Annotated in this window: 20 protein-coding genes; 9 read left to right on the forward strand and 11 right to left on the reverse strand. The window is 48.3% G+C overall.

Annotated elements, in window-relative coordinates; translation table 11 throughout:
- Positions 1-385 precede the first annotated feature (385 nt).
- Together LEUMU_RS0109465 and LEUMU_RS29415 are read left to right on the forward strand one after the other, a co-directional pair.
- Positions 386-1930 carry a TolB-like translocation protein gene (locus LEUMU_RS0109465; RefSeq protein ID WP_022952047.1) on the forward strand — a complete coding sequence of 515 codons (1545 nt, stop codon included), beginning with the start codon at positions 386-388 and terminating at the stop codon, positions 1928-1930.
- 146 nt (positions 1931-2076) lie between these two features.
- On the forward strand, positions 2077-2223 hold the full coding sequence (locus LEUMU_RS29415) for a DUF6444 domain-containing protein (protein ID WP_425411593.1): 147 nt from the start codon (positions 2077-2079) through the stop codon (positions 2221-2223).
- Between the two features lie 25 nt (positions 2224-2248).
- Here the strand turns inward: LEUMU_RS29415 and LEUMU_RS28540 are convergent, their stop codons facing one another.
- Complete coding sequence (locus LEUMU_RS28540; RefSeq protein ID WP_169446398.1) at positions 2249-2665, reverse strand: helix-turn-helix domain-containing protein; 417 nt, start codon at positions 2663-2665, stop codon at positions 2249-2251.
- A gap of 153 nt (positions 2666-2818) precedes the next feature.
- On the opposite strand from LEUMU_RS28540, the gene LEUMU_RS0109475 reads away from it, so the two are divergent.
- The 3 genes from LEUMU_RS0109475 to tnpC (LEUMU_RS25425) all read left to right on the forward strand — a co-directional run bounded on the left by LEUMU_RS0109475 (position 2819) and on the right by tnpC (LEUMU_RS25425) (position 7271).
- A complete protein-coding gene (locus tag LEUMU_RS0109475; RefSeq protein ID WP_022952049.1) occupies positions 2819-3955 on the forward strand; it encodes a glycosyltransferase family 2 protein in 1137 nt (378 codons plus the stop codon).
- Between the two features lie 422 nt (positions 3956-4377).
- Positions 4378-5844, forward strand: coding sequence for an IS66 family transposase (tnpC, locus tag LEUMU_RS25420; RefSeq protein ID WP_022950222.1), 1467 nt, complete (start codon positions 4378-4380; stop codon positions 5842-5844).
- 32 nt (positions 5845-5876) lie between these two features.
- Positions 5877-7271 carry an IS66 family transposase gene (gene tnpC / locus LEUMU_RS25425; protein WP_425411607.1) on the forward strand — a complete coding sequence of 465 codons (1395 nt, stop codon included), beginning with the start codon at positions 5877-5879 and terminating at the stop codon, positions 7269-7271.
- Between the two features lie 60 nt (positions 7272-7331).
- Here tnpC (LEUMU_RS25425) and LEUMU_RS0109490 read toward each other — a convergent pair whose 3' ends face one another.
- The 8 genes from LEUMU_RS0109490 to LEUMU_RS0109525 form a co-directional block, all read right to left on the reverse strand.
- Positions 7332-8279: a GT-D fold domain-containing glycosyltransferase gene (locus tag LEUMU_RS0109490; protein WP_022952051.1), complete on the reverse strand. Its 948-nt coding sequence runs from the start codon at positions 8277-8279 to the stop codon at positions 7332-7334.
- Between the two features lie 862 nt (positions 8280-9141).
- Positions 9142-10302: a MalY/PatB family protein gene (locus LEUMU_RS0109495; RefSeq protein WP_022952052.1), complete on the reverse strand. Its 1161-nt coding sequence runs from the start codon at positions 10300-10302 to the stop codon at positions 9142-9144.
- Positions 10303-10398: 96 nt separating this feature from the next.
- Entirely contained in the window at positions 10399-11178 is a 780-nt protein-coding gene (locus tag LEUMU_RS25430) for a DUF1223 domain-containing protein (protein WP_022952053.1), read from the reverse strand.
- A gap of 139 nt (positions 11179-11317) precedes the next feature.
- Entirely contained in the window at positions 11318-12517 is a 1200-nt protein-coding gene (locus LEUMU_RS0109505) for an ABC transporter substrate-binding protein (RefSeq protein ID WP_022952054.1), read from the reverse strand.
- Positions 12518-12637: 120 nt separating this feature from the next.
- Positions 12638-14002: a branched-chain amino acid ABC transporter permease gene (locus LEUMU_RS0109510; RefSeq protein WP_022952055.1), complete on the reverse strand. Its 1365-nt coding sequence runs from the start codon at positions 14000-14002 to the stop codon at positions 12638-12640.
- Positions 14002-15024 (reverse strand): branched-chain amino acid ABC transporter permease, encoded by a 1023-nt coding sequence (locus tag LEUMU_RS0109515; protein ID WP_022952056.1) that lies wholly within the window; start codon positions 15022-15024, stop codon positions 14002-14004. Before LEUMU_RS0109515 ends, LEUMU_RS0109510 begins: the two co-directional genes overlap by 1 nt.
- 3 nt (positions 15025-15027) lie before the next feature.
- Entirely contained in the window at positions 15028-15732 is a 705-nt protein-coding gene (locus tag LEUMU_RS0109520) for an ABC transporter ATP-binding protein (protein ID WP_022952057.1), read from the reverse strand.
- Positions 15729-16517: an ABC transporter ATP-binding protein gene (locus tag LEUMU_RS0109525; RefSeq protein WP_022952058.1), complete on the reverse strand. Its 789-nt coding sequence runs from the start codon at positions 16515-16517 to the stop codon at positions 15729-15731. Before LEUMU_RS0109525 ends, LEUMU_RS0109520 begins: the two co-directional genes overlap by 4 nt.
- 262 nt (positions 16518-16779) lie before the next feature.
- Here LEUMU_RS0109525 and LEUMU_RS0109530 point away from each other — a divergent pair, with 262 nt between their 5' ends.
- From LEUMU_RS0109530 to ltaE, 3 genes are read left to right on the forward strand one after another with little or no spacing between them, the layout of a single operon-like run.
- Complete coding sequence (locus LEUMU_RS0109530; RefSeq protein WP_022952059.1) at positions 16780-18237, forward strand: hypothetical protein; 1458 nt, start codon at positions 16780-16782, stop codon at positions 18235-18237.
- A 53-nt stretch (positions 18238-18290) separates the two neighbouring features.
- Entirely contained in the window at positions 18291-19154 is an 864-nt protein-coding gene (locus LEUMU_RS0109535) for a DUF533 domain-containing protein (protein WP_022952060.1), read from the forward strand.
- A 23-nt stretch (positions 19155-19177) separates the two neighbouring features.
- Positions 19178-20191 carry a low-specificity L-threonine aldolase gene (gene ltaE / locus LEUMU_RS0109540; protein ID WP_022952061.1) on the forward strand — a complete coding sequence of 338 codons (1014 nt, stop codon included), beginning with the start codon at positions 19178-19180 and terminating at the stop codon, positions 20189-20191.
- Positions 20192-20259: 68 nt separating this feature from the next.
- On the opposite strand, the gene LEUMU_RS0109545 is transcribed toward ltaE, so the two are convergent.
- Complete coding sequence (locus LEUMU_RS0109545) at positions 20260-22320, reverse strand: molybdopterin-containing oxidoreductase family protein (protein ID WP_022952062.1); 2061 nt, start codon at positions 22318-22320, stop codon at positions 20260-20262.
- Between the two features lie 21 nt (positions 22321-22341).
- The gene (locus LEUMU_RS0109550) at positions 22342-23052 is read right to left on the reverse strand and encodes a GNAT family N-acetyltransferase (RefSeq protein WP_022952063.1); all 711 of its coding nucleotides are present in this window, start codon (positions 23050-23052) and stop codon (positions 22342-22344) included.
- Between the two features lie 214 nt (positions 23053-23266).
- Between LEUMU_RS0109550 and pdxR the strand changes: the two genes are divergently transcribed.
- On the forward strand, positions 23267-24778 hold the full coding sequence (pdxR, locus tag LEUMU_RS0109555; RefSeq protein WP_022952064.1) for a MocR-like pyridoxine biosynthesis transcription factor PdxR: 1512 nt from the start codon (positions 23267-23269) through the stop codon (positions 24776-24778).
- Positions 24779-24837 lie beyond the last annotated feature (59 nt).

Here is a 24837-nt window from a genome sequence, read left to right on the forward strand (position 1 = left end):
GGTGTATAGCTAACCGTATTACCCGCAACACCGTGCTGCGGTTGACCGGTTAGCTATGAACGCTTCACCCAAATCAATCATCCCCATATAGGAAGCCAATATTTCGGAATACCCCACCAAGGCCATCCGGAGCAATTACTGACACGGCATACCGAGTCCCAGCAATACCCAGCAGACGATAAATGGTTTTCGCCCCTAATGAGTCGGCGACAGACCCTGCTTAGTCACTACCTTTTCCTAATAAAATAGCATAGATATGAATACTGGTTTGATTAAAAAAACAACCTTGTTAGTATTTTTTATATAGGTTAGTATCTTGTCTTAAATACATATATAAGCATTTTTGGGCGATAAGCCCTGTCCTACATGAGTAGAGGAGTTCTAGGTGCAAAAGTTGTTACTCTGTTTGTTTTTCGTACTATTCACATTCAACCTTTCAGCTGACTCATCACTCGATGACCCCCGCAGTCAGATCAAAATAACGTCTTTCTCAAGCATTGCTAAAACAACACCAACTGAGCAAGGCTTGACATCTGAAGCTCCACTCTTACAAGCTCAAGCGAGCGGATTACTTCCTGAAGAAATTGGAGGTTATGCTTGCAACGTTTCACACACACCAAATGATGAAGTGAAATGGTCGATAAACCTCTATAACCTCAACAATGGCCTTCACAGTGTAAAAACCATTTTCAGCACTAATAAAAATAAGAATATTCAGTCGGTTGCCTGCACTCCAAACGGGCGCTACATATTATTTTCGATGAAGGATAGCCCGCGAGGGGACTACGAAATATATAGCATGGATCTAACAGACACCGAGGTCGTTCAACTCACAACAAATGATACCGACGACGTTGATGTCACCATGAGTGAAGACGGCTTTACCAGAGCTTGGCAGAGTCGGCTTTCAGATGGTCGGCAAGCAATTAACCTGCGAACTTATTCGTCACCAACAGATTACTCCGATAGAACCTTAGCGAGCGCCAGCCCTTTTGTTCAACCCTCTTTAAGCCCAAACGGTGATTGGCTTGTACTTCTACAGTTAAAAAATAACTTTATTCTGAATCGATATAACATCAAGAGTAATAGCTGGTTAAGCATCAAATCAGTTCCCAGAAGAATTAAAATGTACCACCCCACTATTTCAGATGATGGCAATAAGGTTGGCTGGCTGGAACGCAAGAATCAATCACTCTTTTTTATGAAGGATATTGAAAATAACTCAGCTCAAATCGTTCTCAATATTCCAACGGGTATTTCCCACCCGACGATTTCTCACGATGGAAAATGGCTGTCATATGGCGTTAATGATGAAGAAGGCGGGAAGAGCCAGCTCACTTATCTGGCATCTGGCGAAACAGTACAGTTAGGTGACCCTCTTAGTTCTGGAGGTCGCTACTTGGCAACTAGTTGGATGGGAAGGTTTGTTACTGAGGATGGTAGTAGCAATGGATACGGTGGCTGCGTAACAATTGGTATGCCTGAGGCTGGTACAAGAGCTTACTTCGACTCATCAAGTAGTAGCAAGTCAAGAACATACTTAGAAGTGACAGAACTAAACGAAAAGTTCATTGATTTAGAACGTTATGATTCAACTGAAGTTTTGTATGAAAGGCGGTTCTTAATACAATCAAACCAGCGGTATCAAACACACCTTAAAGTTACTAATCTTTCGACTGGTCTGTCATATAAAAGTGAAGATTCTCCTCCAATAAGAGATTACAAGTGGGGTCTCGTATGCTTAGGTCAAAAATTCGATGACGCGGAGGTTGCGTCTATTAATACACAATTCAATGGCTACAAAACGGTGGTCTTCCTACATACAGAAGATGGTGAGACTTTTCCAATACGTAATGACATTTCAACAGGCATATATACTGACCACCTTCTATGGATCGACCAAGTTGATATCAGTGAATATGGTTATTGATATTCTACTAGCTAGGTAATCGAGTATGCGTTCACGCCTAATCTAGCGCTCTACGCACAATTATGATAGATTTTCAGTCATTCAACTGACTATGGATGATTACTTAATGGAGATCAGTGGGATTGCAGATAGCGTTACCTCGCTGAATGAGGCCAGACAGCTCCAAAGCGCCCTCAACGGATTCTCCGGAACAACGTCATCAGCGCAAGAAACGGCCTAAGCCATCCCGAAGTAAAGGGGCGCAACCGGGACATAAAAACACGAACGCACCCTATTGCCGGACGATCAGGTGATACCATCCATCGCTACTTTCCTCTCTCACGCTGCCAGTGTGGTGGCGTCGTGACGCCAAACGCTCAACCCACCTAACGTGCCCTGAGACGACTTTTTTCCGGTAAACTGCTCCAGGTCTGCTTTGGCTAATCCGAGTTGCTGGGGTTGCTTATCCAGTACTTGCTTCAGATAAGTGACTTCGTCATCGTTATAAATCATTGGGCGTCCGCTTCGGGGTTGGTCATACAAACCGGTAAGGCTCTTCTGATGCCAGCGGTCAACCCAGGCACTCACTCTATCGCGGTGTGATTCGAGCAACCGACTAATATCAGGAATTTTGTACCCGCGATTACTCAGTAAAATAGCGTGAGATCGCTGCCGGACACGGTGATTCGTGTGGGTCTGGTAAACGCGTGTGAGCGCCTTTTTGTCCTGTGGGGACAGTGGGTTGACGTATTTCAAGGTCGCCTCTTTCAGAAGACGGTAAATAAAGGCTATTTTGCCACAGAATTTATAGTTGAGTACTTATTACTATTCGCCTGAACTCTGAAGTGGTGTAAACTTTAATTATCCACCATTGCACTTAAACAGCTATTCAAAAGGAGCTCTTATGTCATGTATAAGTTTTCTATTGCCTCAATTATAAAAAATGAATCTCCATACATACTAGAATGGATTGCTTATCATCTATCGATTGGGGTTGAGCACTTTTATATTGCTGACAACTGTAGTGACGATGGTCAATATCAGCTTCTTGAAGCACTACAAGATTTAGGTATAGTAACATTATTTCACCAAGAAAACTTAGAATCAAAAAGCGCTCAGGTAACAGCTTATAATAAAATTATTAAGATGACTTCTCATACATCCAAATTGGTCGCATTCATTGATGGTGATGAGTTTATCACTATTCGCAACGTTGAAAGATTTGAAGCTCGTTTAGACTCTTTAATAAACGATGATCTTTGTGGAGCTATAGCTATAAATTGGAAAACATTTGGCTCGTCTGGGAAAGAAAGATTCGAGGAAGGATTGGTTATTGAGCGATTTCTGCATTGTGGTAGTAATGAATATAGAGGAAACAGGACAATAAAAACCATATCAAAACCTACTTTCGTGAAAAGACAGATGATTCATCATGCAATTTTAAAAAAAGGCAGGTATGAACATATTTCGTTGGATGGGGTCACATTTGAATCCGGCGATAGACAAGGACCCAGAACTACTAATTTTAGCTATGATGTAGCTCAAATAAACCACTACGTTGTTAAATCTAAAGAAGAGTTTATTACTAAAAAAATGAACCGAGGTTGTGCGAATAGAGGTAAAGAAAAAATTAAATTTCTACAATATTTTAATAAAAACGATGTAAATGATGAATATTGCAAAATTGCGAGCAATCTTGCTCCACAGGTCAAAAGTGTCATCAATGAATTAAATGAATCGTTATCTAGATTGGGTTATTTTTCAGATTTTATTTTTAGATTTGACCGTAAAGGTGATGTTTTTTTTTCAGGCTGGGTTAAGTTCAAAGACAGGGAACAATCAGCTAAGTTGAGAGTTTTGATCGATGGGTGTTATGAGTTTTACTATGACGCAAATATCCTAAGGCCTAATTTACTTGAATCAAGTGGTGGTTCTTTTGGAAATTATGGATTTAACTTTAAGCTACAGCACATCCCAGAAAAAAGCATTATTATTAGTGTGAAAAGTAATCACTCTAAACCAATATATTCATATGAAAAAAGCTGAGGGTGTTCAAAATTCTGTGTCAGCGGGTGTATTGGTCAAGTGAATCCTGACACATTAATTTCAAATTCCAGGGGTGCCAAATCGCCATTAGCTGTAAAACTCCAGACCTGATCTGACAGTTACCAATTTTCAGGAGGTGTCTGTCAGGTTCGGTTTAGTTCACAAACTTTTCTTTCCAGGTCGATTTCCCATCGACTAATGTCTGCATGCAATCGTTCAAACAACCAGCTCAGGCACGTACGCGTTCACGCCTAATCTAGCGCTCTACGCCTGATTGTGATAGATTTTCAGTCATTCAACTGACTGTGGATGATTGCTTAATGGAGCTTAGTGAGATTGCAGATAGCGTTACCTCGCTAGATGAGGCCAGACGTAACCCTTCACGGGGTTGCATTTAGGCCACAATTCGTTATGATTAAACAATGAACAAACTAACTGAGGCGCTTTTCAATCACCAACTGCCCGCGGATCTGGCGGCGTCGCAGCGTCTCAATCGTCAGTTATTGGATTTAGTGACCCAACTGGAACAGCGTGTCGCTGAGCTGGAAGACATCGCAGGCAGCGGGAGTTCTTCCAGAAACTCCTCCAGACCACCGTCCCAGGATTCACCGGAACAACGGGCTAAGCGCGAGAAGAAGCCTAAGAGTCCTCGCAAGCAAGGAGCCCAGCCGGGTCATCAGGGTCATCAACGCGTTCGGGTAGAGCTGTCTGCGACGGATGAGCAAGTTCATTACTACCCAGGCACTCAATGCACCTGTGGTGCGGTGTGTGATGTCGCTCAGGAGCCTTATCAGCGACATCAGGTCTTTGACCTGCCTGAGGTTCGCAGTCAAGTCACTGAACATTGTCTTTATGAGGCAATCTGTCCGGGTTGCCGCAAGCGTCAGGTGGCTCGCTTGCCAGACACGGTTCCCTGTGGGCAAATGGGGCCGGGACTGGTCAGCTGGATTACGCTGATGAATGGCGCTTATGCCTTATCGGTGTCAAACATTCAACGCTTACTGAAAGATCACTGGCAACTCGCCTTCAGTACCGGTGCCGTGAGCCAGGCCACCCGCTCGGTCACGGGATGGTTGCTGCCGCTGTATCAGCAAGTGGGTCAGGCGGTACGGAATTTACCCGTTGCTCATGCGGATGAAACCAGTCATTACCGCAATAATGAGCAGCGTTGGCTTTGGGTGCTGTGTTCCTCGCAAGTCGTCTACTTTCTAACGCATCATTCTCGGGGTAAAGGTGCCGCGAAGGGTTTACTGGATAATTTTGAGGGTATACTGGTCACTGACCAACATGGCGGCTACAACGATTATCCGGTCGAAAAGCGCCAGCTTTGCTGGGCGCATATTATCCGTAAGTTTCGGAAAATATCAGAACGTGTGGGACGGGCCGGGGTGCTGGGGAAACAACTCTGGCGATTATCCCGCTTGATTGTACACTGTCGTAATCGTTGGCGATCGGGCGGCTATTCTGATGCTGGCTACCACACACGAATGCGACGATTCAAACAGGCGATCCATACGCTACTGTGCCTGGGGTGTGAGACCGCGCCCGCTGACCCGTTAAAAAAAGCCAGCAAAACAGCCAATCAGTGCAAACGACTGCTGGCGGATGAATCGATGCTCTGGACGTTTTTGCAGGATCGCGCGATTCCCATGACCAACAATGAAGCAGAACGTGCGATACGTCCTTATGTGATCTGGCGTAAAACCAGTTTCTTCAGTCAGTCTGCCAGAGGAGATCAGTTCCGTCCGGTGATTCTGACTCTGACTGAAACCTGTAAGCGGTTGGGCTTAGGCGTTTATGGACTATTGAGAAAAGTCTGTGAACAAGGCCTGTGTGGTGAGGCTATTACCGTACGGCTACCCTTAGGTCAGCACGCTATATCAGCGTAAGCCCCCCGTGAAGGGTTACGGCCAGACAGCTCATTCGTGAGTTGGTGGCGATCAATCAAGCTCTGCAAACAGAAGTAGCGACCCTAAAAGTAGCCGTTGAGTCTTTGCAATCACAGCACGGTTCAAGTTCGCGCAACAGTTCTAAAGCCCCCTCAACGGATTCTCCAGAGCAACGCCATCAGCGCAAGAAACGGGCCCAATCCTCTCGGAGCAAAGGGGCGCAACCGGGGCATAAAAAATACGAGCGTACCCTGCTGCCGGACGACCAGGTCGATACCATCCATCGTTACTTTCCTCATTCACGCTGCCAGTGCGGGGGCGTTGTGACGCCAAATGCTCAGCCCACGTATCGTCATCAGGTGTTTGAGTTGCCCGAAGTGCGTTATCGCATAACAGAGCATCAGCTCTTTACAGGACAGTGCGCAAATTGTCAGCGTCAGCTAACGACCACCTTGCCGGATTGGGTCCCTAGCGGACAAATGGATGCGGGGTTAGTCAGTACCATTATTCAATTGAGTGGGCAATTTCATTTATCCATTCGCCAGATACAAGCGTATTTGTCTGAGTGTTGGCATCTGGACTTCAGTATTGGTGCGATTAGTCAGGCACAGGGGAAAGCCAATGCCTGGTTAGGGGTGCCTTATCGGCAAATTGCTAACAAGGTGAGACAGAGCCTGATTGCACATGCGGATGAGACCCGCCACTACCGAGGGACTGAACAGCGCTGGCTCTGGACGCTAGCCACGCAGTCACTTTGCTTTTTTATGGTGCACTACTCACGCGGCAAAGCCGCGGCCAATGAACTGCTGGGTGAGTTTACAGGGTATTTGGTGACGGATCATTACAGTGGATATAACGATGTGCCGGTTGAGCGGCGTCAATTATGTTGGTCGCACCTGATTCGTCATTTCACCAAGATCAGCGAACGCAACGGATTAGCCGGAGAGATTGGGAAGCGCTTATTATTAATCAGTGCTGCAGTGGTCAGAACGCGGCACCGACAATTGGATACACCTGATCACCTTGAACGATACCAACGCCGTTTGCGGCGTCTGCGACAAAGCTTCTCCACCACATTGTTGCAAGGCACTGAACTCAAGCTTGCGGATCGAACCCGCAACCAATGTAGGCACCTATTGAAAGATGAAGCGATGTGCTGGACCTTCCTCAAAGACTTGTCGATTCCATTGACCAACAATCTGGCTGAACGTGCTATCCGACCGTATGTGATTTGGCGGAAGCTCTCTTTTGCCAGTCAGTCCTCTCAGGGAGATCAATTCCGACCAATGATTTTGAGTATTATTGGAACGACACGGTGTTTGGGTATACGCACCTCAGACTATCTGAGAAACCTCTGCAACGAAGGACTTCGGGGTGACCCGATTAGCCAATTACCGCTGGATAAAGCGCTGCAAGCCACTGTTTAGGGCATGAACGCGTACAACTGTGATGACCCGCTGACACAGAATTTTGAACACCCTCTTGATTTATGTTAATAGAGTACTTAGTCTTTTTGGGTAATTAACAAAGGGCTGTCCAAAGTCGATGGCATGGTAGCCCATAGAACACAATTCATAGGCCAAGACAGTGCCTGCCATTCCCTGACTTAAAACAATCATTTTTTTTTCAAGATCAGGGAAGCTTGTTATTTTTTTCAAAATTTCATAATAATGCTCACTTAAGGCATTTTCCAGAACCGTTTCAATAACACAAACCGATTTAGCTGTCTTGAATATTTGGTTTATACTCAAGCCATAAAGCTCACTCGTTTGCGAAGACCCCGTTACATACAAAATATCTTTTTCTCTCCAAAGAAATAGGTGTCTCTCGTATACTGTGTTTCTGAATATTCCTGTTTCAAAAATATGCTCTCGGGCTCTTTCTGGACATTTATAAAGTGCTAGTGCGTCATCGCGATACTCGGAGAATATAGGCATTCTTGGTAAAAATCCGGTCTTTTTAGTGCGAAAGAAAATACTTAACGCATTAGCAAAGGTCAGTTGGTTTACAACCACATCATCTTCAATCAAGCCAATAAGGTGTTTTTTAACCGGCTTTCGCAGTACCTCTTGAAGCTTCTGTTTCGCAAAGTCAGTAGATTTATCGAAGTATACTGGTCGATCACGTTTGCTTTGGAGCATCGAATACTCACCATCTCCAAATCGGCTAAAACTGTACCCATCCCTCAACATGTTTAATAACTTTTCATAATCGTCGCATGTTTCAGGATAGTTATTGTCTTCAAGTATTTTTTTAGACTTAACTACCAGTGATTTTCCATTTCTTGTATAGAAAAGCTTTCTTAGTTCTTTATTTTTAGAATTTAATATTTTCCGCTTAGTATAGTTGCGGTTAATTACCGGCTTGAAAATTTTATATATAAATACTAAAAGCAATATCTTTAAATCATCAAGCTGATTAAATTTTACAGACATAGCGCAGACGTCCCTTCATACTTTATGGTGTTTGAAATATTTTTGATGAGTGCTTTGAGCGACTACTCTCTGAAGCTTATCACACCATTCTTATTGGGTCCCATTTAGACAGTCGACATATGAACTATTGCTGGTGAATGGGCATTGGTGGCGTATATCACCTGGCGACAGGATTTGGCGGACCGCAAACGCCGTAATAGTGATGTTGCAATAATGTAAGCAGGTCAGTTGCAATAATTAGTATAAAATACAATCTTAATTGACTTAAGTTAAACCAAATAAAACACTTTTCAATATCCTGAACTATAGTTTTGATATCTGGCAAACACATTGTCAGCTATCACAAACATCATTAAAAATGGAGATAATTAAAGTGATGAAAAGGTTATTACTTACCAGCATAAGCTTCATACTTTTACTAGCAGGCACCAGTACCTATGCAGACTATCCCGTTGCCAAAGCAAGGCCTGGAACTTCAGATCTGATGACAGCTGTTTTGTTAACAGGGGACTGAATGATGTGGTGTCATCGATCATTATCACCGCTGCCCCTGCCCGAAATCAGGAACAAGCTTGTTTCAACATGGTGCAGGGAAAAGTTGCCTGGAATCAGGCAGGAAACACAAAGTGGGGGCCAAATAACATAAAGAACTTATGTAAAGGTAGCCGCAATCCATCACAAACTATTTCCTGTTTCAAACAAGGTATTGCCCGCCATAATAACTGGGGGCAAGCGATATCCAGCTGTGCTGGCAAGTTCTAATGTAACCAGTCTTCAGCGCTAGTATTAACTTCACGCAGACCTTCCGAGCAAAGCGAGGGGCGAAGTGCAGTTAATACTAGCGCTGAGGACGACCTAATTACTACAGAAACACACCCTTAAGCCGCTCAACAGCCTCCAGCACCATCTCACGCCGACAAGCAAAGTTAAACCTTAAATACCCTTCCCCACCAGTACCAAACATCGCCCCATGATTGGTCGCAATGCCCGCCTGCTTCTGTACCCGATCAATCACCTCAGCGCTAGACAAGCCGGTATCCCGAAAGTCCACCCAAGCCAAATACGTCGCTTGCATCGGCATCGACTTCAGCCCAGGTAGATCCTTAATCCCCTCATCAAACACGCGACGATTCTCATCCAAATACGCCAATAGTTCTTCCAACCAGCTAGCACCATCGCGATACGCCGCAGTCGCCATCAACACCCCATAGCGAGCCGGTGAAGTACCTGATGCCAAATGCGCCGCCATAAAGCGCTTGCGCAGTGCGGCATCTTGAATAATCACATTTCCGGTTAAGCCACCAGCGATATTAAACGTTTTAGTGGTCGCGGTCAGCATCACCAACTGCGGGATAATCGTAGGCTCAGCCACTGCCATCACCGTGTGCTTGGCTGGTGCATACACCAAGTCATGATGAATTTCATCGGCGACCATGATCAAGTCATGCGTCTTACAAAAAGCGGCTAATACCTGCAGCTCTTCAACGCTCCACACACGACCACCAGGGTTATGCGGCGAGCACAATATCAGCATTTTCTCATGGCCTTTGAGCTGGCTGGCGAGCTTATCCAGATTCATCTCATAGCGCTGATTATTGATCTCCAGTGGTGACTCAATCACTTCACGACCATTGGCTTTAATGATTTTGGCAAAAGCATGGTAGACCGGCGTAAACAAAATCACGCCCTCGCCCGGCTGAGTGAATGCCTGCACACACAGCGCAGTCCCCTGCACTAGCCCGTGCGTGGTGCTAATCCACTCCGCTTCAACGCTCCAGTTATGACGGCTTTGCATCCAGTTGATAATGGCTTGATGATGTTCGGTTTCATCCCCGAAATAGCCATGCACGCCATGGTCAACCGCGCCTTGTAGCGCCTGACTAACCGCTTGAGGTGGTTTAAAATCCATATCCGCAACCCACATCGGCAGGCTGGTTTCAGGCTTTAGCCCGTAGAATGGTTCTAACATGTCCCACTTCATGGAGTGAGTGTTGATACGGTTGATTGATTCGTCAAAATTCATGGGCTGTGATCTCACTTACAGTCTGTCGGCAAAGCGCCATCATACTGCATCTTTTAAGCTGACCACAGCCACAAACTCGGCGTATTTGAGCAAGTGTTACAAATAGCCACCAGTAGCCTGCACTACCGTTTGGCTGCCGGGTACTGATAACCACACCGCTATAGCACTATTGCGCTGTCCGCGTTGCGGGATTTGTGGCTTAGCAAGCTGCCATGCACTCGACCCTGCGGCTACTGTTTGGGCTTGATGGCTCAGGACCACAAAGTCATGTTTAAGCGTTACGCCGTGGTTTTCACCCGCAGTTACATCCGAGCTTAAACCCATACCCAACACCGCCACATTCAACACGTAATTTTTAGGCTTGGCGGCATTGGTTGACCAGTTATTAGTTTGCGGTTTAAAGCTTACGGTTAGTGTATTGGATTGCTCGGGCATAGAAGCTTTCAGCACACCCACATTGGCATTACGCGGCTCCCATTGTCGGCTACCAGAAAGCCATGCAGACCACTCTTGACTATTGGCGACAAACTGCGGTGTATAGGATTGTCGGGTATTGCCATTCACCACATGACGACGCTGGCGTTGGCTAAATTCAGCGCTGGCAAAGCGATCCTTCCAGCCAATGTAATCCCAATAATCGACATGAAAAGCCATTGGCACAAAGTCTTTAAACACACCTTGCTTAGTCACCAAGGTGCTAAGCCAGCGGTCGGCACGTGGGCAGCTACTGCAGCCTTCTGAGGTATATAACTCCAGCACGTCAGTCGATTGCACGCCGCTACTAAACTCTTTAGCCGAGACGCTACCAACCAATAGCGCGGCACCAATCAAGGCGCTAACGCTGGTATATTTGAGCAATGAAAAAGGGATATTCATGGATGTTGCCTCCGTTACTGTGTTTCTAGTATACGAAAAGCAAGGCGCTTCAGATTAGAATCAACGCCAGCGGCAAATTTCAGGCATAAAAAAGGCCCGACAATTGCCGGGCCTCTTACACTTACTTAATCGCTTAAGCTTAGTGTACTTTTATAGTGTTGAACTTAGGTGCGACTTCAACTTCTTTGTAAGAACCTGCTGCTTCACCCACTTCTGAGAACTCAACGTTAGACGCGCCATCGTAGTCGATCTCGCCGCCTTCAGCCAAAATCTTCAGGCCTTTAGCCAGCTCACCCGGTAGGATTTTCTCACCAGGAGCATTCGCTACTTTCATGATGTTCTTAGCAATGTCTGCACGGTCAGCTGAGCCACCCGCTTGAATAGCCAATACGATCAGCGCTGCAGCATCGTAGCTTTCTGCGCGGTAAGGACCATCGCCGTCCATGCCGCTGGCTTTAGCCACATCCAGGAATTTCGCCGCACCGGCAGACTCAGAGCCTGGAAGTGTTCCGAAGGTACCCGTCAAGTCGCCATCAACGTTTTGGATTAGTGAGTCACCAATCATGCCGTCAGCCAGAATGAAGCGAGAGAATGCATCCGCATCCATAGAGGCCTGAATGATTCCACGGCCACCTTGGTCCAGGTAACCCAGTACCACTAGATCTTCTGCGCCAGACGCTGACAGTGCGCCAACTTCAGCCGAATAATCCGCTTTACCATCTTCATGAGCGGCAGAAATTGCAACCTTACCGCCTTTAGCTTTGAATGCAGTACCAAATGATTCTGCTAAACCTTTACCGTAGTCGTTGTTAGTGTAAGTCACTGCAACTTCTTTGATGTCGCGGCCAATCGTTACTTCAGCCAATACTTCACCCTGACGTGCATCAGAAGGCGCAGTACGGAAGAACATGCCGTTATCATCCAACGTGGTTAACGCAGGAGAGGTTGAGGATGGAGAGATCATCGCAACGCCGTTTGGCGCAGCAACTTTAGTTGCAATCGCCGTAGATGCACCAGAACACGCTGCACCGACCATTGCCACAACATTTTCAGAGGTTACCAAACGCTCAGCAGCAGAGCTGGCAACAGCCGCATCGACACAGGTTGTGTCAGCGCGAACAGGAGTAATTTTTGCGCCTTTCAATAACAGGCCGCTGTCTGACGCTTCTTTAAAAGCCAGCTCAGCAGACGCTGCCATATCTGGGGTCAATGATTCAATCGGGCCAGTGAAGCCCAGGATAATACCAACCTTAATATCGCCACTGTGGCTTGCAGCCATAACACTCATTGTTGCTGAAAGTGCTAATGCAGTTGCCGATGCTAATAATGTTTTTCTCATGAATCTTTCCTCTATTTTCTTTAAAAATTCCGGCTTCCCGGAAGGTGACCCGCTTTTATTAACTAGCTGGTTCAAACATTACTACACTTGCCAGATTTTGTCTGCCAAGTGTAGTGAATTTTAGGAATGCCGCACCTTTTCAGGCAGTATCCCTCGGGGGCTGAAGCGCAATACCAACAGCAATAATAAGCCCATCAGGAACAGGCGTAAATGCGGTGCGTTCTCAACCAAATGCGTGCGAATTGGGTTCGTTGCCTCAAGGCCACTCGTCAATGTCGACATCAGTACAACCGCAATCGGCTCTGCTTCAATCCACATAAACCAGATCAGGAAGCCACCAAACACCGCACCCAAGTTATTACCACTACCGCCCACGATCACCATGACCCAAACCAGGAAGGTAAAGCGCAATGGCTGGTAACTGGTCGGCGTGAACTGGCCATCCAAGGTAGTTAGCATAGCACCGGCAATACCGATGACCGCCGAGCCTAAAATGAACACTTGCAGGTGACGACGCTTAATGTCCTTACCCATTGCACTGGCCGCTTCATCATTATCACGAATGGCGCGCATCATGCGGCCCCACGGCGAGTTCAGCGCGCGAATACTCAAGGCCAGAATAATCAGTAGTACCACACTGAATAAGCCCGCATAACACAGTTTTACAAAGATACTGGAGCCTTCAATCACCATGCTGCGCAAGGCATCATCGTAAGCAGAATCCATTAAGCCTTCTAACTTACTCTCATTGAAGCGCTCAACCAGCGAGATAAACCACTGAGAGGATTGCAAGTCAGACTCAAACGGCACCGGACGCTTTAAACCCGTGACGTTTTTAACCCCACGCGTTAGCCAGTCTTCGTTTTTAATGACGGCAATGACGATCTCAGAGATACCTAAGGTGGCAATCGCCAAGTAATCAGAGCGCAAGCCCAAGGCTACTTTACCGATCATCCAAGCGACGCCGGCGGCTAATACACCACCTACAAACCAAGAGAACAAAATCGGTAAGCCCAAGCCGCCTAAATAACCGTAGGTGGATGGGTCATAAGACTCAATGCGAGAAACTGCCGGGTAGAAGGTTTGACGAATCACGTACAGGCCAGCAAACAACACCAAGGTCATCAGCAAAGTCCTCAGCTTGCCTTTCCGCATTGATTTGTGGATGAACATTAAAATGCCCACCAACACAATCAACATCAGCAGCGACAGACCAATGCCCACACCGCCGACTGACCATGCCTCGCCCACTGGCGAGCTGGAAACCAATACTGCAGCCACACCACCAATCGCCGTAAAGCCCATCACTCCGGCATTAAACAGACCGGCATAACCCCACTGGATATTCACGCCCAGCGCCATCACCGCAGAGATCAGGCACATGCCTAAAATGCTTAAAGCCACTGACCAGGATTGATTAACGCCGACAAACACCAACATGCCAGCCATGATTAAAAATACTAAGGGTGCTCTTAAAGCTTGCATCAGATCACCTTCCCTTTAAACAGTCCGGTCGGTCTTATCAGTAGCACCACCACCAGAATAATAAACGATACCGCGAACTTGTAATCGGTCGATAGCAACTGCGCTAAGCCATCTGGCTGCCAGTTTTCCGGAAAAATGTAGATGAACACTTTCTTATAGGCGTAAGTCACCATCACTTCCGAGAAGGCGACCACATAACCTCCCACTACAGCCCCGACCGGATGCCCGATTCCCCCTACAATCGCTGCCGCAAAGATCGGTAGCAACAGCTGGAAATAGGTAAACGGTTTAAAGCTTTTATCCATGCCGTACAGCACGCCCGCCGTTGTAGCCAAGGCCGCCGCAATAATCCACGTAATCAGTACGACGCGATCAGGGTTGATACCCGATAGCAGCGCCAGATTCTCATTATCCGAAAATGCGCGCATGGCTTTACCGGTACGCGAGCGCTGCAAGAACCAGAACAAAGCAATTACCACCAGAATAGTGACCGCTAAGGTCAACACCTGCGTGTAACGAATCGACAAGCCTTCATCCAGCCCCGTCATTTTCTTGAACTCTCTGGCGCCTAGCAGGAACTTATCACCGTCGTAGAACTGCTGATCATTTGGTCCGATCACGAAACGCACAATGGCGTTCATCATGAACATCACTCCGATCGAGGCAATGGTCAAAATCACCGGCGCACTTTTCTTAATCCGGTAAAAACGGAATACCGAGCGATCCACCAAAATGGAGAATATCGCCGTCACCAAAATACCAACCGGCAAGGCCAATAAGGCGGTGGGTAGCGGGCTAATGCTCACGCCCATTGACTGCAACCACCACGTCACCAAAATGGTCACCATGGTTCCAAATGCCATTAAATCGCCATGAGCGAAGTTGGCAAAGCGCAAAATACCAAACACCAGCGTCACACCCAATGCGCCAAGCGCCAGCTGTGAGCCATAGGCTAAACCCGGCACCAATACAAAGTTGGCGAACAAGGTTAGCGCATTTAAGATTTCCATTGATTCAGGCATGGCTTAACCTCCCAGGAAGGATTTGCGCACTTCAGGGTCGGCCAATAGCGCAGCCCCAGTGTCGGTGAATCGGTTGCTACCGGTAACCAGTACGTAGCCGCGATCGGCAATTTCCAGTGCCTGACGCGCATTCTGCTCAACCATCAGCACAGCAACGCCGGTATTTCTGACCTCAATAATGCGGTCAAATAATTCATCCATCACAATCGGTGACACTCCGGCGGTCGGTTCGTCCAGCATCAGCACGCCGGGCTGGGTCATCATCGCGCGACCAACAGCCACTTGCTGGCGCTGTCCTCCGGATAATTCGCCAGCAGCTTGCTTACGCTTGGTTTTTAAAATCGGGAACAGCTCATAGATCTGCTCCATAGTTTCAGTGATATCGTCGCGGCGCAAAAAGGCACCCATTTCCAGATTTTCCTGAACCGTCATACTGGTGAATACGTTTTGGGTTTGCGGGACAAAGGCAATGCCTTCGCCAACGCGCGCTTGAGGTGTGAGGTTGGTAATGTCTTTACCGCCCAATAGCACCTTGCCTTTACGTAAATCCAACATACCTAACAAGGCTTTCATAGCGGTCGACTTACCAGCACCGTTCGGGCCAACAATGACCGCGATCTCACCTTTATCAACGCTAATGGTCAAGTCATTTAGAATGTCCATGCCACCGTAGCCGCCGGTGATGTTTTCCCCAATCAAATAACTCATGATTGCAGCTCCTCGCCCGGTTTATTTTTGAGGCCAGTACCCAAGTAGGACTCGATAACCTCTTCGTTATTTTTAACTTCCTCAGCGGTACCTTCTGCTAACACGGTGCCTTCAGCCATTACGATTACCGGATCACACAAGCGCGAGATAAAGTCCATATCGTGCTCAATCATGCAAAAGGTATAGCCGCGTTCCTTATTCAAACGAATGATGGCATCGCCGATGGTGTTTAGCAGCGTGCGGTTTACACCCGCGCCCACCTCATCCAGCAACACCAGCTTGGCATCGACCATCATGGTGCGGCCTAGCTCCAGCAGCTTCTTTTGGCCACCAGACAAATTGCCTGCCAGCTCTTGAGTGATATGGCTTAAGCCTAAGAATTCGATCACGTCAACGGCTCGGGCGCGAATCTCAGCTTCCTGCTCACGCACTAAGGAGGGCTTAAACCACGCATCCCACAGTCGTTCGCCTGCTTGTTCGCCGGGCACCATCATCAGATTTTCCAACACGGTAAGCGTTGGGAATTCATGAGCGATCTGGAAAGTCCTTAACAGGCCTTTGTCGAAAAGTTGGTGAGGTTTAAGTCCGGTGATGTCTTCATCGGCTAAATAAATGTGGCCAGAGGTGGGAGCAATATTACCGGCGATGATATTAAACATCGTGGTTTTACCTGCCCCATTTGGGCCAATTAATCCGGTGATAGAGCCTGTCTCAATAGTGAGCGTAGCATTATCAACCGCCTTAACACCGCCAAAGTGTTTACTTACTGCTTCTACACGAATCATGCGTGGCGAGTACTCAGTTAGTTTATAGATTGCTTCTTATTCGAAACATTTGATAATTATTATCTGGATTCCTAGGGAGAAGGAATACCGGCTGGGGACGTATTGTAGTCGCCATTAAGGCTTATACTCAAGGAACGAACCTCAATTTAAACCAGAATTTAATTTGACATTTGTATAAACTAGCCTTCATGCCGGTATAAGTGAACATAATGCCAGCCCGCCGATACCAAGGATAAAATATGCCGTTGCAGGAAATACCATCATGAGTGAGCAAAACAATCAACAAGAAGTCGACTACTCAAATAAACGCTGGTTTGTATGGGGTATTTCCGCTGCACTAGGCCTGTTAATTGTTGGATTGCTAACGCTGCTCAGCCCAAAGTCAGAACCGGAAACAGTCGCTACCATCCCCAGCCTGTCATCTAGCCTGATGCTGCAAGAGTCTGGCGGTAAAACGAGCTTAAGCGGTGTGCTCCCCTTAAACCCCAGCTCGCAAAAATTCCTCACTAATATTAAGCAAATATTTGGCGACAAGATGGCCACCGATAAGCTGATCATCACCGCACAAGCCAAGCCGGCCGAATGGCTGACCAGTGCCGCTCACTTTATTACGGTATTGCCCGGCACTGAAAAATTAAGCTTTAAGATTGATGATAATCAGGTGTTGCTGTCTGGCATCGTTGCCAATAACGAAGCCCGCAACTCATTACTGGATCTGGCCACGGTTCGCTTTGGCGATAAGCTCAGTGCTTCGCTGGACGTTACCCCAATGCCACCTAACCTTGCAGAACTCGCTGCCACCAAAGCCACTTGGCACGCCCGCCTTTCAGAGCAAATTCGCTTTGCCAGAGAAGCCGAAGCCCGCGCTAAAGCAGAATACGTTGCAGCAGAGCAAGACAAGTACATCGAGAATCAACAAACCCGGATCGATGCCTTAGAAGCGCAATTGGCCAATGAGCAGCGCGCGCGTCTAGATAACGAAGCCATGTTGAAAGCAGAAATTGAAGCCAGCTTAGCCACTCAAACTCAACAGTTAATTGTGCTAAAGCAGACCGAAGCAGATTACAGAGCTGAAATTGCACACAATAATGAACTGGGCGCGTTAATCGATGACTACCAAGCCATTGAGATAGAGCGGATTGAGGAACAGGTAAATCTTGAAATCGCCGCACAGCAAGCAGAAGCAGCACGCCTGGCTGCACTCGCTAAAGCCAAGCATGAGGCCGAGCTTGCCGAAATCGCCCGCCAAGAAAAGGCTCGGAAACTGGCCAAAGCACAAGCTAAAGCTCAACGCGAAGCAGAATTAGCAGAGATTCAACAACGAGCGATGCAAGCTGAGCAGGTTCGCCTAGCCAGACAACAAGCCGCCACCCAAAGCCGTATTATGATTGCCAATTGCGAACAGTTATTGAACCAATTAGGCAGCCAAGCACCCTCATTGTTTGTTGCTAATAGCGCGACGATTAATGGCGCAAGTTATGGCGCGCTAGGCCTGTTAGCTCAGCAAGTCCAGCTGTGTGAGCCTGCTTTACAAGAGAATGAGTTATTTATTGGCGTTAGCGTGGCAGGCAATAGCCAGCAAACGCAGAGCCTGATTAATTATTTAGAAAATTTTTATGGGGTTTATCCGGGCTTACTGCGCGCGATTAATCACCCTGTTACACAGTCCGGCAATAATTCGCCACTGTACTTTACAATTAGCCCGCTGAAGCCAAGCTAAGGCAGCGTGCTCAACCGATATAATCACAATGACCGTCACGTCAGGAGCAAGTCATGATCGATACAGTTAAGATTTTGGGAAGTTTGTTAGGGAATGGTGCTTTATCTCAAGGCTCTGGTAGCAATGTATTAGGCAATATACTAGGCGCAGCACTCGGCGGCGGCTCCAACCAACAGTCTGGCGGCGGCATGGGTGACCTTCTTGGCAGCTTGCTCGGTGGCGGCAACACACAACAGCAATCTTCTGGCGCTGGTGGCATAGGCGATTTGCTCGGTAGCGTGCTGGGCGGCGGCAATAACCAGCAACAAGCTGGCGGCGGTTTGGGTAGTATTTTAGGTGGACTATTGGGCGGCGGCGCGCAGCCTCAACACACCAACAGCACTGCTGATTTATTGGGCGGTTTGTTTGGCGGCAACCAGCGCAATATGAATGCGCAATCCGGCGGTGGTAGCCTAAGCGATTTACTGGGTGCAGCGGTTACCAAATACGCGCAAAGCCAGCAGCCAGCTGATGCGACTCAGCGTATTAACAACCCATTTGAAGCACAAATCAACCAAAGCGAAGCGCTGGATCAGGCTGAATTGCTAATTCGTGCGATGATTAATGCGGCAAAGGCCGATGGCCGTGTTGATCAGCAAGAACAGCAAAAAGTGCTGGGTCGTTTGGGTGAAGTAAGTCAGGAAGAAGCTGATTTTGTACGCCGCGAATTGGCTGCACCACTGGATACGCAAGCGTTTATTCGCAGCATTCCAGCAGGTTTTGAGCAGCAAATTTATATTGTGTCTCTAATGGCCATTGATCTGGATACCAATCAGGAAGCACAATACCTGCACCAGCTGGCACAAGGACTAGAGCTGCCTGCTGCACTGTGCAACCAGATCCACGAGAAACTGGGAGCACAAAAACTTTATAGTTAACCCATTACTCACAGAGGCCTGCTATGCCAAGCATGATCGACTACCGAAGCGACACCGTTACTAAGCCCACGGCGGTAATGAAACAGGCGATGGTCGATGCCCCTCTCGGCGATGATGTGTACGGTGAAGACCCGACCGTCATCGCGCTGGAGCAGCAGGTCGCAGCACAATTTGGGAAAGCCGCTGGATTGTTTTTACCCAGCGGCACCCAAAGCAATTTTGTGGCGATGCTCTCGCATTGTCAGCGTGGCGAAGAAGTCATTACCGCCGAGCAATACCATGTCTTTAGTTATGAGGCGCGTGGTGCATCCGTATTAGGTGGCGTTTCACTGCACCCTCTGCCCAGCACACTTTATGGTGCGTTGACTCCAGATCAGATTAAAGCCGCAATCAAAGAAGATGATTCCCACTTCCCTATCAGTCGTTTAGTTAGCTTGGAAAATACTGTTTCTGGTTGTGTGCAGGATCAACAAAACCTAGACGCCATTACCACCCTAGCGCATCAGCACGGTTTAAAAACACACCTTGATGGCGCACGGATTTACAATGCAGTTGTCGCCTCAGAGCGCTCACCCGCAGAGTTAACCGCGCAAATGGACTCGGTCTCGGTTTGTTTATCTAAAGGACTTGGCACACCAGCGGGCTCAGTATTAGTAGGCGATGAAGAGTTTATCCGTTATGCCCGACGCCAGCGTAAAATGCTGGGCGGTGGAATGCGCCAAAGTGGCATGTTAGCGGCAGCAGGTTTATATGCGCTGGAGCACAATGTGGCACGACTGGCCGATGACCATACAAATGCTAAGCGACTAGCAACAGCGTTAGCAGAGATTCCTGCTTTAAACGTCGATCTTGGTCGGGTGCAAACCAATATGGTGTTTATTGCCCCGAAAGAAGATGAACTGACTGAGCTGGCTTCGTTTATGCAGCAGCACGATATTATTCTCAGCCGCCAACGCTTGGTATTGCACCTTGATATTACGGCTGAAATGGTTGAGCGCACAATTAGCGCATTTCAGGCATTTTACGCCAAGCGTTGATTGAAAAGACGGGGCACTAATTTCAGTGCCCCGTCTCGTTATAGCAGCTCAATACCATTAGTTAAGTGTTAAGCCATAGCCCGCTTTTCAATCGCCACCAACGTATCGTTATAACAAGCACCACTCATAATATCGGTACGCGCATCAGCCGACATTAATGCATTCACCGTTTGCCCACTGGCACTCGTCGCCTGCCACGCCCCTTTCGGGGTATACAACACTCCCGCCTTAACCGCCTCAGTCACATGAGCGCTAAACATCACCTCACCCAGCGCATTCCACACTCGGACTTCATCGCCATCAGCAATGCCTAGCACCGCCGCATCATCCGGATGAATCTCAACCGTTTGGATCCCCAGCGACTCAGCACAGCCACCAAAGGTGGCATTCGTCCGGTCATCAGACGAAGGCGAAATAATCATAAACGGATAATCCACCTCAGCTTCCAGCGGATAATAACGCGGCACACCAAAACCATAGTCACGCTCTAGCGTCTCACTAAATAACTCAATTTTCCCCGATGCAGTCGCAGGCTTTACCGTATCGCACATAATGGTTGGCTCGCCCTGCTCGGTATTTATCAGCAGCGCTTTATCCAGCGGCAACTCACTTGGCTTGTAGCCTTGTAATCGCGCATCATTATCAACAAAAGCCTGATCCATTAATTGCTTATCGCTTTGCTGGAATAACTCATCATCCATACCAAAGCGCGCGGCTAAGCGCCGGAAGATTTCAGTATTTGGCAGTGCCTCGCCCACCAGCGGAATAATCGCCTCGGCACGTTGTAAATAACTGTGCCCGTAGGAGCCGTAAATATCCTCAATTTCAAACACACTAGCGGCCGGTAAAATCACATCGGCATAGCGCATGCTATCGGTCATCACCACCTCGCAGCCGACAATAAATAAAGACTCCTGACTCAACGCCTGCTGCATACGATTTTGATCAGGATGCGTGGCTATCGGGTTGTGGTTATAAATCATCATGGCCTTAATTGGCGGAGCCAGCGCGTCATCTAAAAGCGCTTTGCTGATATCCACGATATTCAGGACACGCGTATTGGCTGGTGCTAAATCGGGACGAGATAGCCGATCGCCGGTTTTGGGAAATGCCAGTCCAGGCTTGGCCATTACGCCAGTGCCCACTTTGCCTAAGTTACCCGTGAGCGCCTGCAAGGCCATCGCCGCCCGCAAGGCAGAACCACCACAGCGACCGCGCTCAATGCCATTGCCTAATGAAACCGATACGCGCTTTGAGCTGCTGTACAAATCAGCGAGCACATCAAATAGCTCCAAACTCAAGCCACAGATTTGCTCTACATCCTGCCGTGAATATTGCCGTGCTTGCTCAAGGTATGGCTCACTGCCCTGCACCCATTCAGCCATAAACGCCTGATCTAACGAACCACGGCGCTCCAATTCTGCAGCCAGCGCCATGGCTAACACCACATCAGTGCCCGGTTTGATTTGCAGATAATGATCGGCGCGCTCCGCAATTCGCGTGCGCTTTGGATCAATCACCACCAGCTTGCAGCCGTTTTTCTGCACCTGTGCAGCAATGCGTCCAAAGTGCAGATTAGACACAGTGACGTTATTACCCCAGACAACAATCAGATCAGAATCCAACGCTTGCTCCGGCGGCATCCCCGGCGCACTGCCAAATAAACTAGTGTAAGCCCCACCGCGCACGCCTCCGCATAATGGCCCGCGATCCAGCTGCGTGGCACCCAGCACATTAAAAAAGCGAAGATCTAAAGAGCTACCCGCCAACTCACCATGCGGGCCAGCGTAGTTAAAGCCGAGCACCGACTCCGGCCCATGTTCCGCAATGGCTTTGCTAAACCCCTCATGCACCAAATCAAGCGCCTGCTCCCAGCTAATGCGCTGATACTCGCCACTACCACGCGGCCCAACCCGTTGCAGCGGGTATTTCAGGCGCTGCTCGCCATGTACAAAGTCAGGATAAAACCGCGCCACCTTGCTGCAAATCGCATTATCGGTATAAGGGTTCGCACGCGAGCCTCGAATCTTGGTGATTTTATCATCCTGCACCGTCACCGACAGGCTACAGGTATCCGGACAATCCAGCGGACAAACCGCCGGGCGCACTTCACTAGTTACAACACTCATAATTCTTCCTGTAATCTCTGTTTAGACCGACCGAAATTCGTTTAGCGACTGGCGCTGCTGGCCGTTTTCATCAAAATTCTCTGACGCTAGCCATTGCTCAAAACTGCTTCGCAATCGTGGCCATTCACTGTCAATTACCGATAACCACGCTGTATCCCGATTGCGGTTTTTGTAGATCGTTGCCTGCCGGAAAATACCCTCAAACTGAAAACCTAAGCGCTTAGCCGCATTTTTAGAGGGCTCATTTAAGGCATCGCATTTCCACTCATAGCGACGATAACCCAACTCATCAAACACCCGCCGCATCATTAAAAACATGGCTTCGGTGGCCAGTGGTGTGCGCTGCATCAGTGGTGAAAAGTGAATATGCCCAACCTCGATCACACCCACCGCTGGCTCAATGCGTAGATAGCTGGCCAAGCCAACCGCCAGCCCCATCGACAGATCAATCACCGCATGAAATAAGGGATCAGACTGTTGCGATTGTGGCGTTAGCCAGTTGTTAAATGCCTCAAAACTATCAAAGGGGCCGTAGGGTAAATACGTCCAATTGGCATGATTTTTATCCTGCACAAACGCCTCATATAACGCCTTGGCATGAAGCGCAGGTTGCAAAATTTCCAAACGGCAATAACGCCCAGGCATCGGTAACAACGGCGGTGACTGGCATCGCGACCACCCATTGATCGCAACGCCAATCGGCTGGCCTAACTCGTTTAAACGCTCACTCATAACCCTGACACCTTAAGTTGATAACCGCTGCTGATCACTAAACCGCTCATTGCAATGCATCGCCACTAGTTGGTAGCTGGTAGCTGGTAGCTGGTAGCTGGTAGCTGGTAGCTGGTAGCTGAGCCTATCGTTAAGCAATATTTGATTTCTAGTGAGCATACTGGCTAAATGGGCCAATAGAGAGATCCATTTTAAAACATAATTGAGGCCCACTTTGTCGGATACTGCCTTCCCCTCAGAACTGTTCTTGCCATTCCTCAAAGCCGAACAGAATTTGCCGCAATACATGGCCTTATTTCGTGCCTTTCAGCAGGCGATTTTACAGGGCGATTTGATTACCGGCGCCAAGCTTCCCGCTAGTCGCCCGCTTGCGATTGCGCTGAATATCTCCCGCAATACCGTTAAAACCGCCTATGAAATGCTGCAAGCTGAAGGCTATATTGAAACTCGCCATGGCGCGGGCAGCTATGTGGCGCAGCATTTATCACATCAAAACTCACCGCAAAAGCGCAAACAGTCCTCAGTCAACAAAGCTATCCACGCACCAGTACTGTCCGATCTGGCAAAACGGCTGCAAGCGTTAAAGTCCTCACAAACACCTTCCCACGGCAACCTTTTCTCGCTGGCATTACCCTGCCTCAATAGCTTCCCCTGGCAACAATGGCAACGCCATGTAAACAGCGCCGGTCGTAAAATGCGTCATGCCAGCGGCGACTCAGGAATCGGCAATGCCATGCTACGCGCACAAGTCGCGGACTATCTGCAAGTCTCGCGCGGGGTAAAGTGCGATGCGGCCCAAGTGATGATCTGCTCCGGCTCACAACAGGCGCTGTATCTGGCGCTGCAAGTATTGGTCAATCCCAATGAGCCCGTGATGGTGGAAAGCCCCGGCTATCGCGGCATTGATGGCGCGCTGCAGTCGGTGGGGGCGCGTAAAATTACCGTACCCGCCGACCAAGAAGGCTTTTGTTTGGAACAAGGCTTAGCTCAAGCCAAACAGGCGCGGGTTGCCCTACTCACACCCTCGCGCAATTATCCGATGGGTTACACGCTGAGCTTAGAGCGCCGCCTACAACTCATCCAATGGGCGAGCGCGGCAAGCGATACAAACCGCTGGATTATCGAAGATGATTACGACAGCGAGTTTCGTTTCGATGGTCCGCCGCTCACCTCATTACACGGCCTTGGCGGCGAGCAGCAAGTGATTTACATCGGCACTTTCAGCCGCATTTTGCACCCGTCCATTCGCTTAGGTTATATGGTGATGCCCACTGCGCTAGTCAAGCCATTCACGCTGGCTAAGCAATATATCGACGGTGGATTATCCCAGCTGCCGCAGCTGGCCTTGGGCGAATTTATGGCCTCCGGTGAGTTCTCCAGCCATGTACGGCGAATGCGTAAACTGTATCAGCAGCGTCGGGATTGCTTAAGTGAATTGATGGAACAAGCCTTTGGCACACGCTTAAAACGAGTCAATAGCGATGGCGGAATGCATTCGGTGTTTTTACTGCCAGAAGGCTATTCCGATACCGACATTTGCCAACAAGCAGCCGCGCACGGCTTGGCCATTAAGCCGCTATCGGGATTTTATAGTGACGTTGATCAGCCGGTGACGCAAGGTTTAGTGATTGGCTTTGCGGGGTTTACGGCAGAGGAAATGGCGCGTGGTGTTGAGGTTTTAAAAGCAATCATCCTGAATCAAGCCCCATCGCAGCAACAGACCTAGCCATATCCGGAACCACAACACAGAAACGAATGGTGTATTGCTAGAAAGCCCGTTAGATT

The organism is Leucothrix mucor DSM 2157 (assembly GCF_000419525.1).
GTDB lineage: Bacteria > Pseudomonadota > Gammaproteobacteria > Thiotrichales > Thiotrichaceae > Leucothrix > Leucothrix mucor.

Coding starts and splice junctions, on each gene's coding strand:
- LEUMU_RS0109505 (WP_022952054.1), bottom strand. CDS start 12,517: ATGAGAAAAACATTATTAGCATCGGCAACTGCATTAGCACTTTCAGCA.
- LEUMU_RS29415 (WP_425411593.1), top strand. CDS start 2,077: ATGAGGCCAGACAGCTCCAAAGCGCCCTCAACGGATTCTCCGGAACAA.
- LEUMU_RS0109525 (WP_022952058.1), bottom strand. CDS start 16,517: ATGATTCGTGTAGAAGCAGTAAGTAAACACTTTGGCGGTGTTAAGGCG.
- LEUMU_RS0109545 (WP_022952062.1), bottom strand. CDS start 22,320: ATGAGTGTTGTAACTAGTGAAGTGCGCCCGGCGGTTTGTCCGCTGGAT.
- LEUMU_RS0109535 (WP_022952060.1), top strand. CDS start 18,291: ATGATCGATACAGTTAAGATTTTGGGAAGTTTGTTAGGGAATGGTGCT.
- LEUMU_RS0109495 (WP_022952052.1), bottom strand. CDS start 10,302: ATGAATTTTGACGAATCAATCAACCGTATCAACACTCACTCCATGAAG.
- LEUMU_RS0109520 (WP_022952057.1), bottom strand. CDS start 15,732: ATGAGTTATTTGATTGGGGAAAACATCACCGGCGGCTACGGTGGCATG.
- LEUMU_RS0109550 (WP_022952063.1), bottom strand. CDS start 23,052: ATGAGTGAGCGTTTAAACGAGTTAGGCCAGCCGATTGGCGTTGCGATC.
- LEUMU_RS0109530 (WP_022952059.1), top strand. CDS start 16,780: ATGAGTGAGCAAAACAATCAACAAGAAGTCGACTACTCAAATAAACGC.
- LEUMU_RS25430 (WP_022952053.1), bottom strand. CDS start 11,178: ATGAATATCCCTTTTTCATTGCTCAAATATACCAGCGTTAGCGCCTTG.
- tnpC (WP_022950222.1), top strand. CDS start 4,378: ATGAACAAACTAACTGAGGCGCTTTTCAATCACCAACTGCCCGCGGAT.
- LEUMU_RS0109515 (WP_022952056.1), bottom strand. CDS start 15,024: ATGCCTGAATCAATGGAAATCTTAAATGCGCTAACCTTGTTCGCCAAC.
- LEUMU_RS0109510 (WP_022952055.1), bottom strand. CDS start 14,002: ATGCAAGCTTTAAGAGCACCCTTAGTATTTTTAATCATGGCTGGCATG.
- LEUMU_RS0109490 (WP_022952051.1), bottom strand. CDS start 8,279: ATGTCTGTAAAATTTAATCAGCTTGATGATTTAAAGATATTGCTTTTA.
- ltaE (WP_022952061.1), top strand. CDS start 19,178: ATGCCAAGCATGATCGACTACCGAAGCGACACCGTTACTAAGCCCACG.
- LEUMU_RS0109475 (WP_022952049.1), top strand. CDS start 2,819: ATGTATAAGTTTTCTATTGCCTCAATTATAAAAAATGAATCTCCATAC.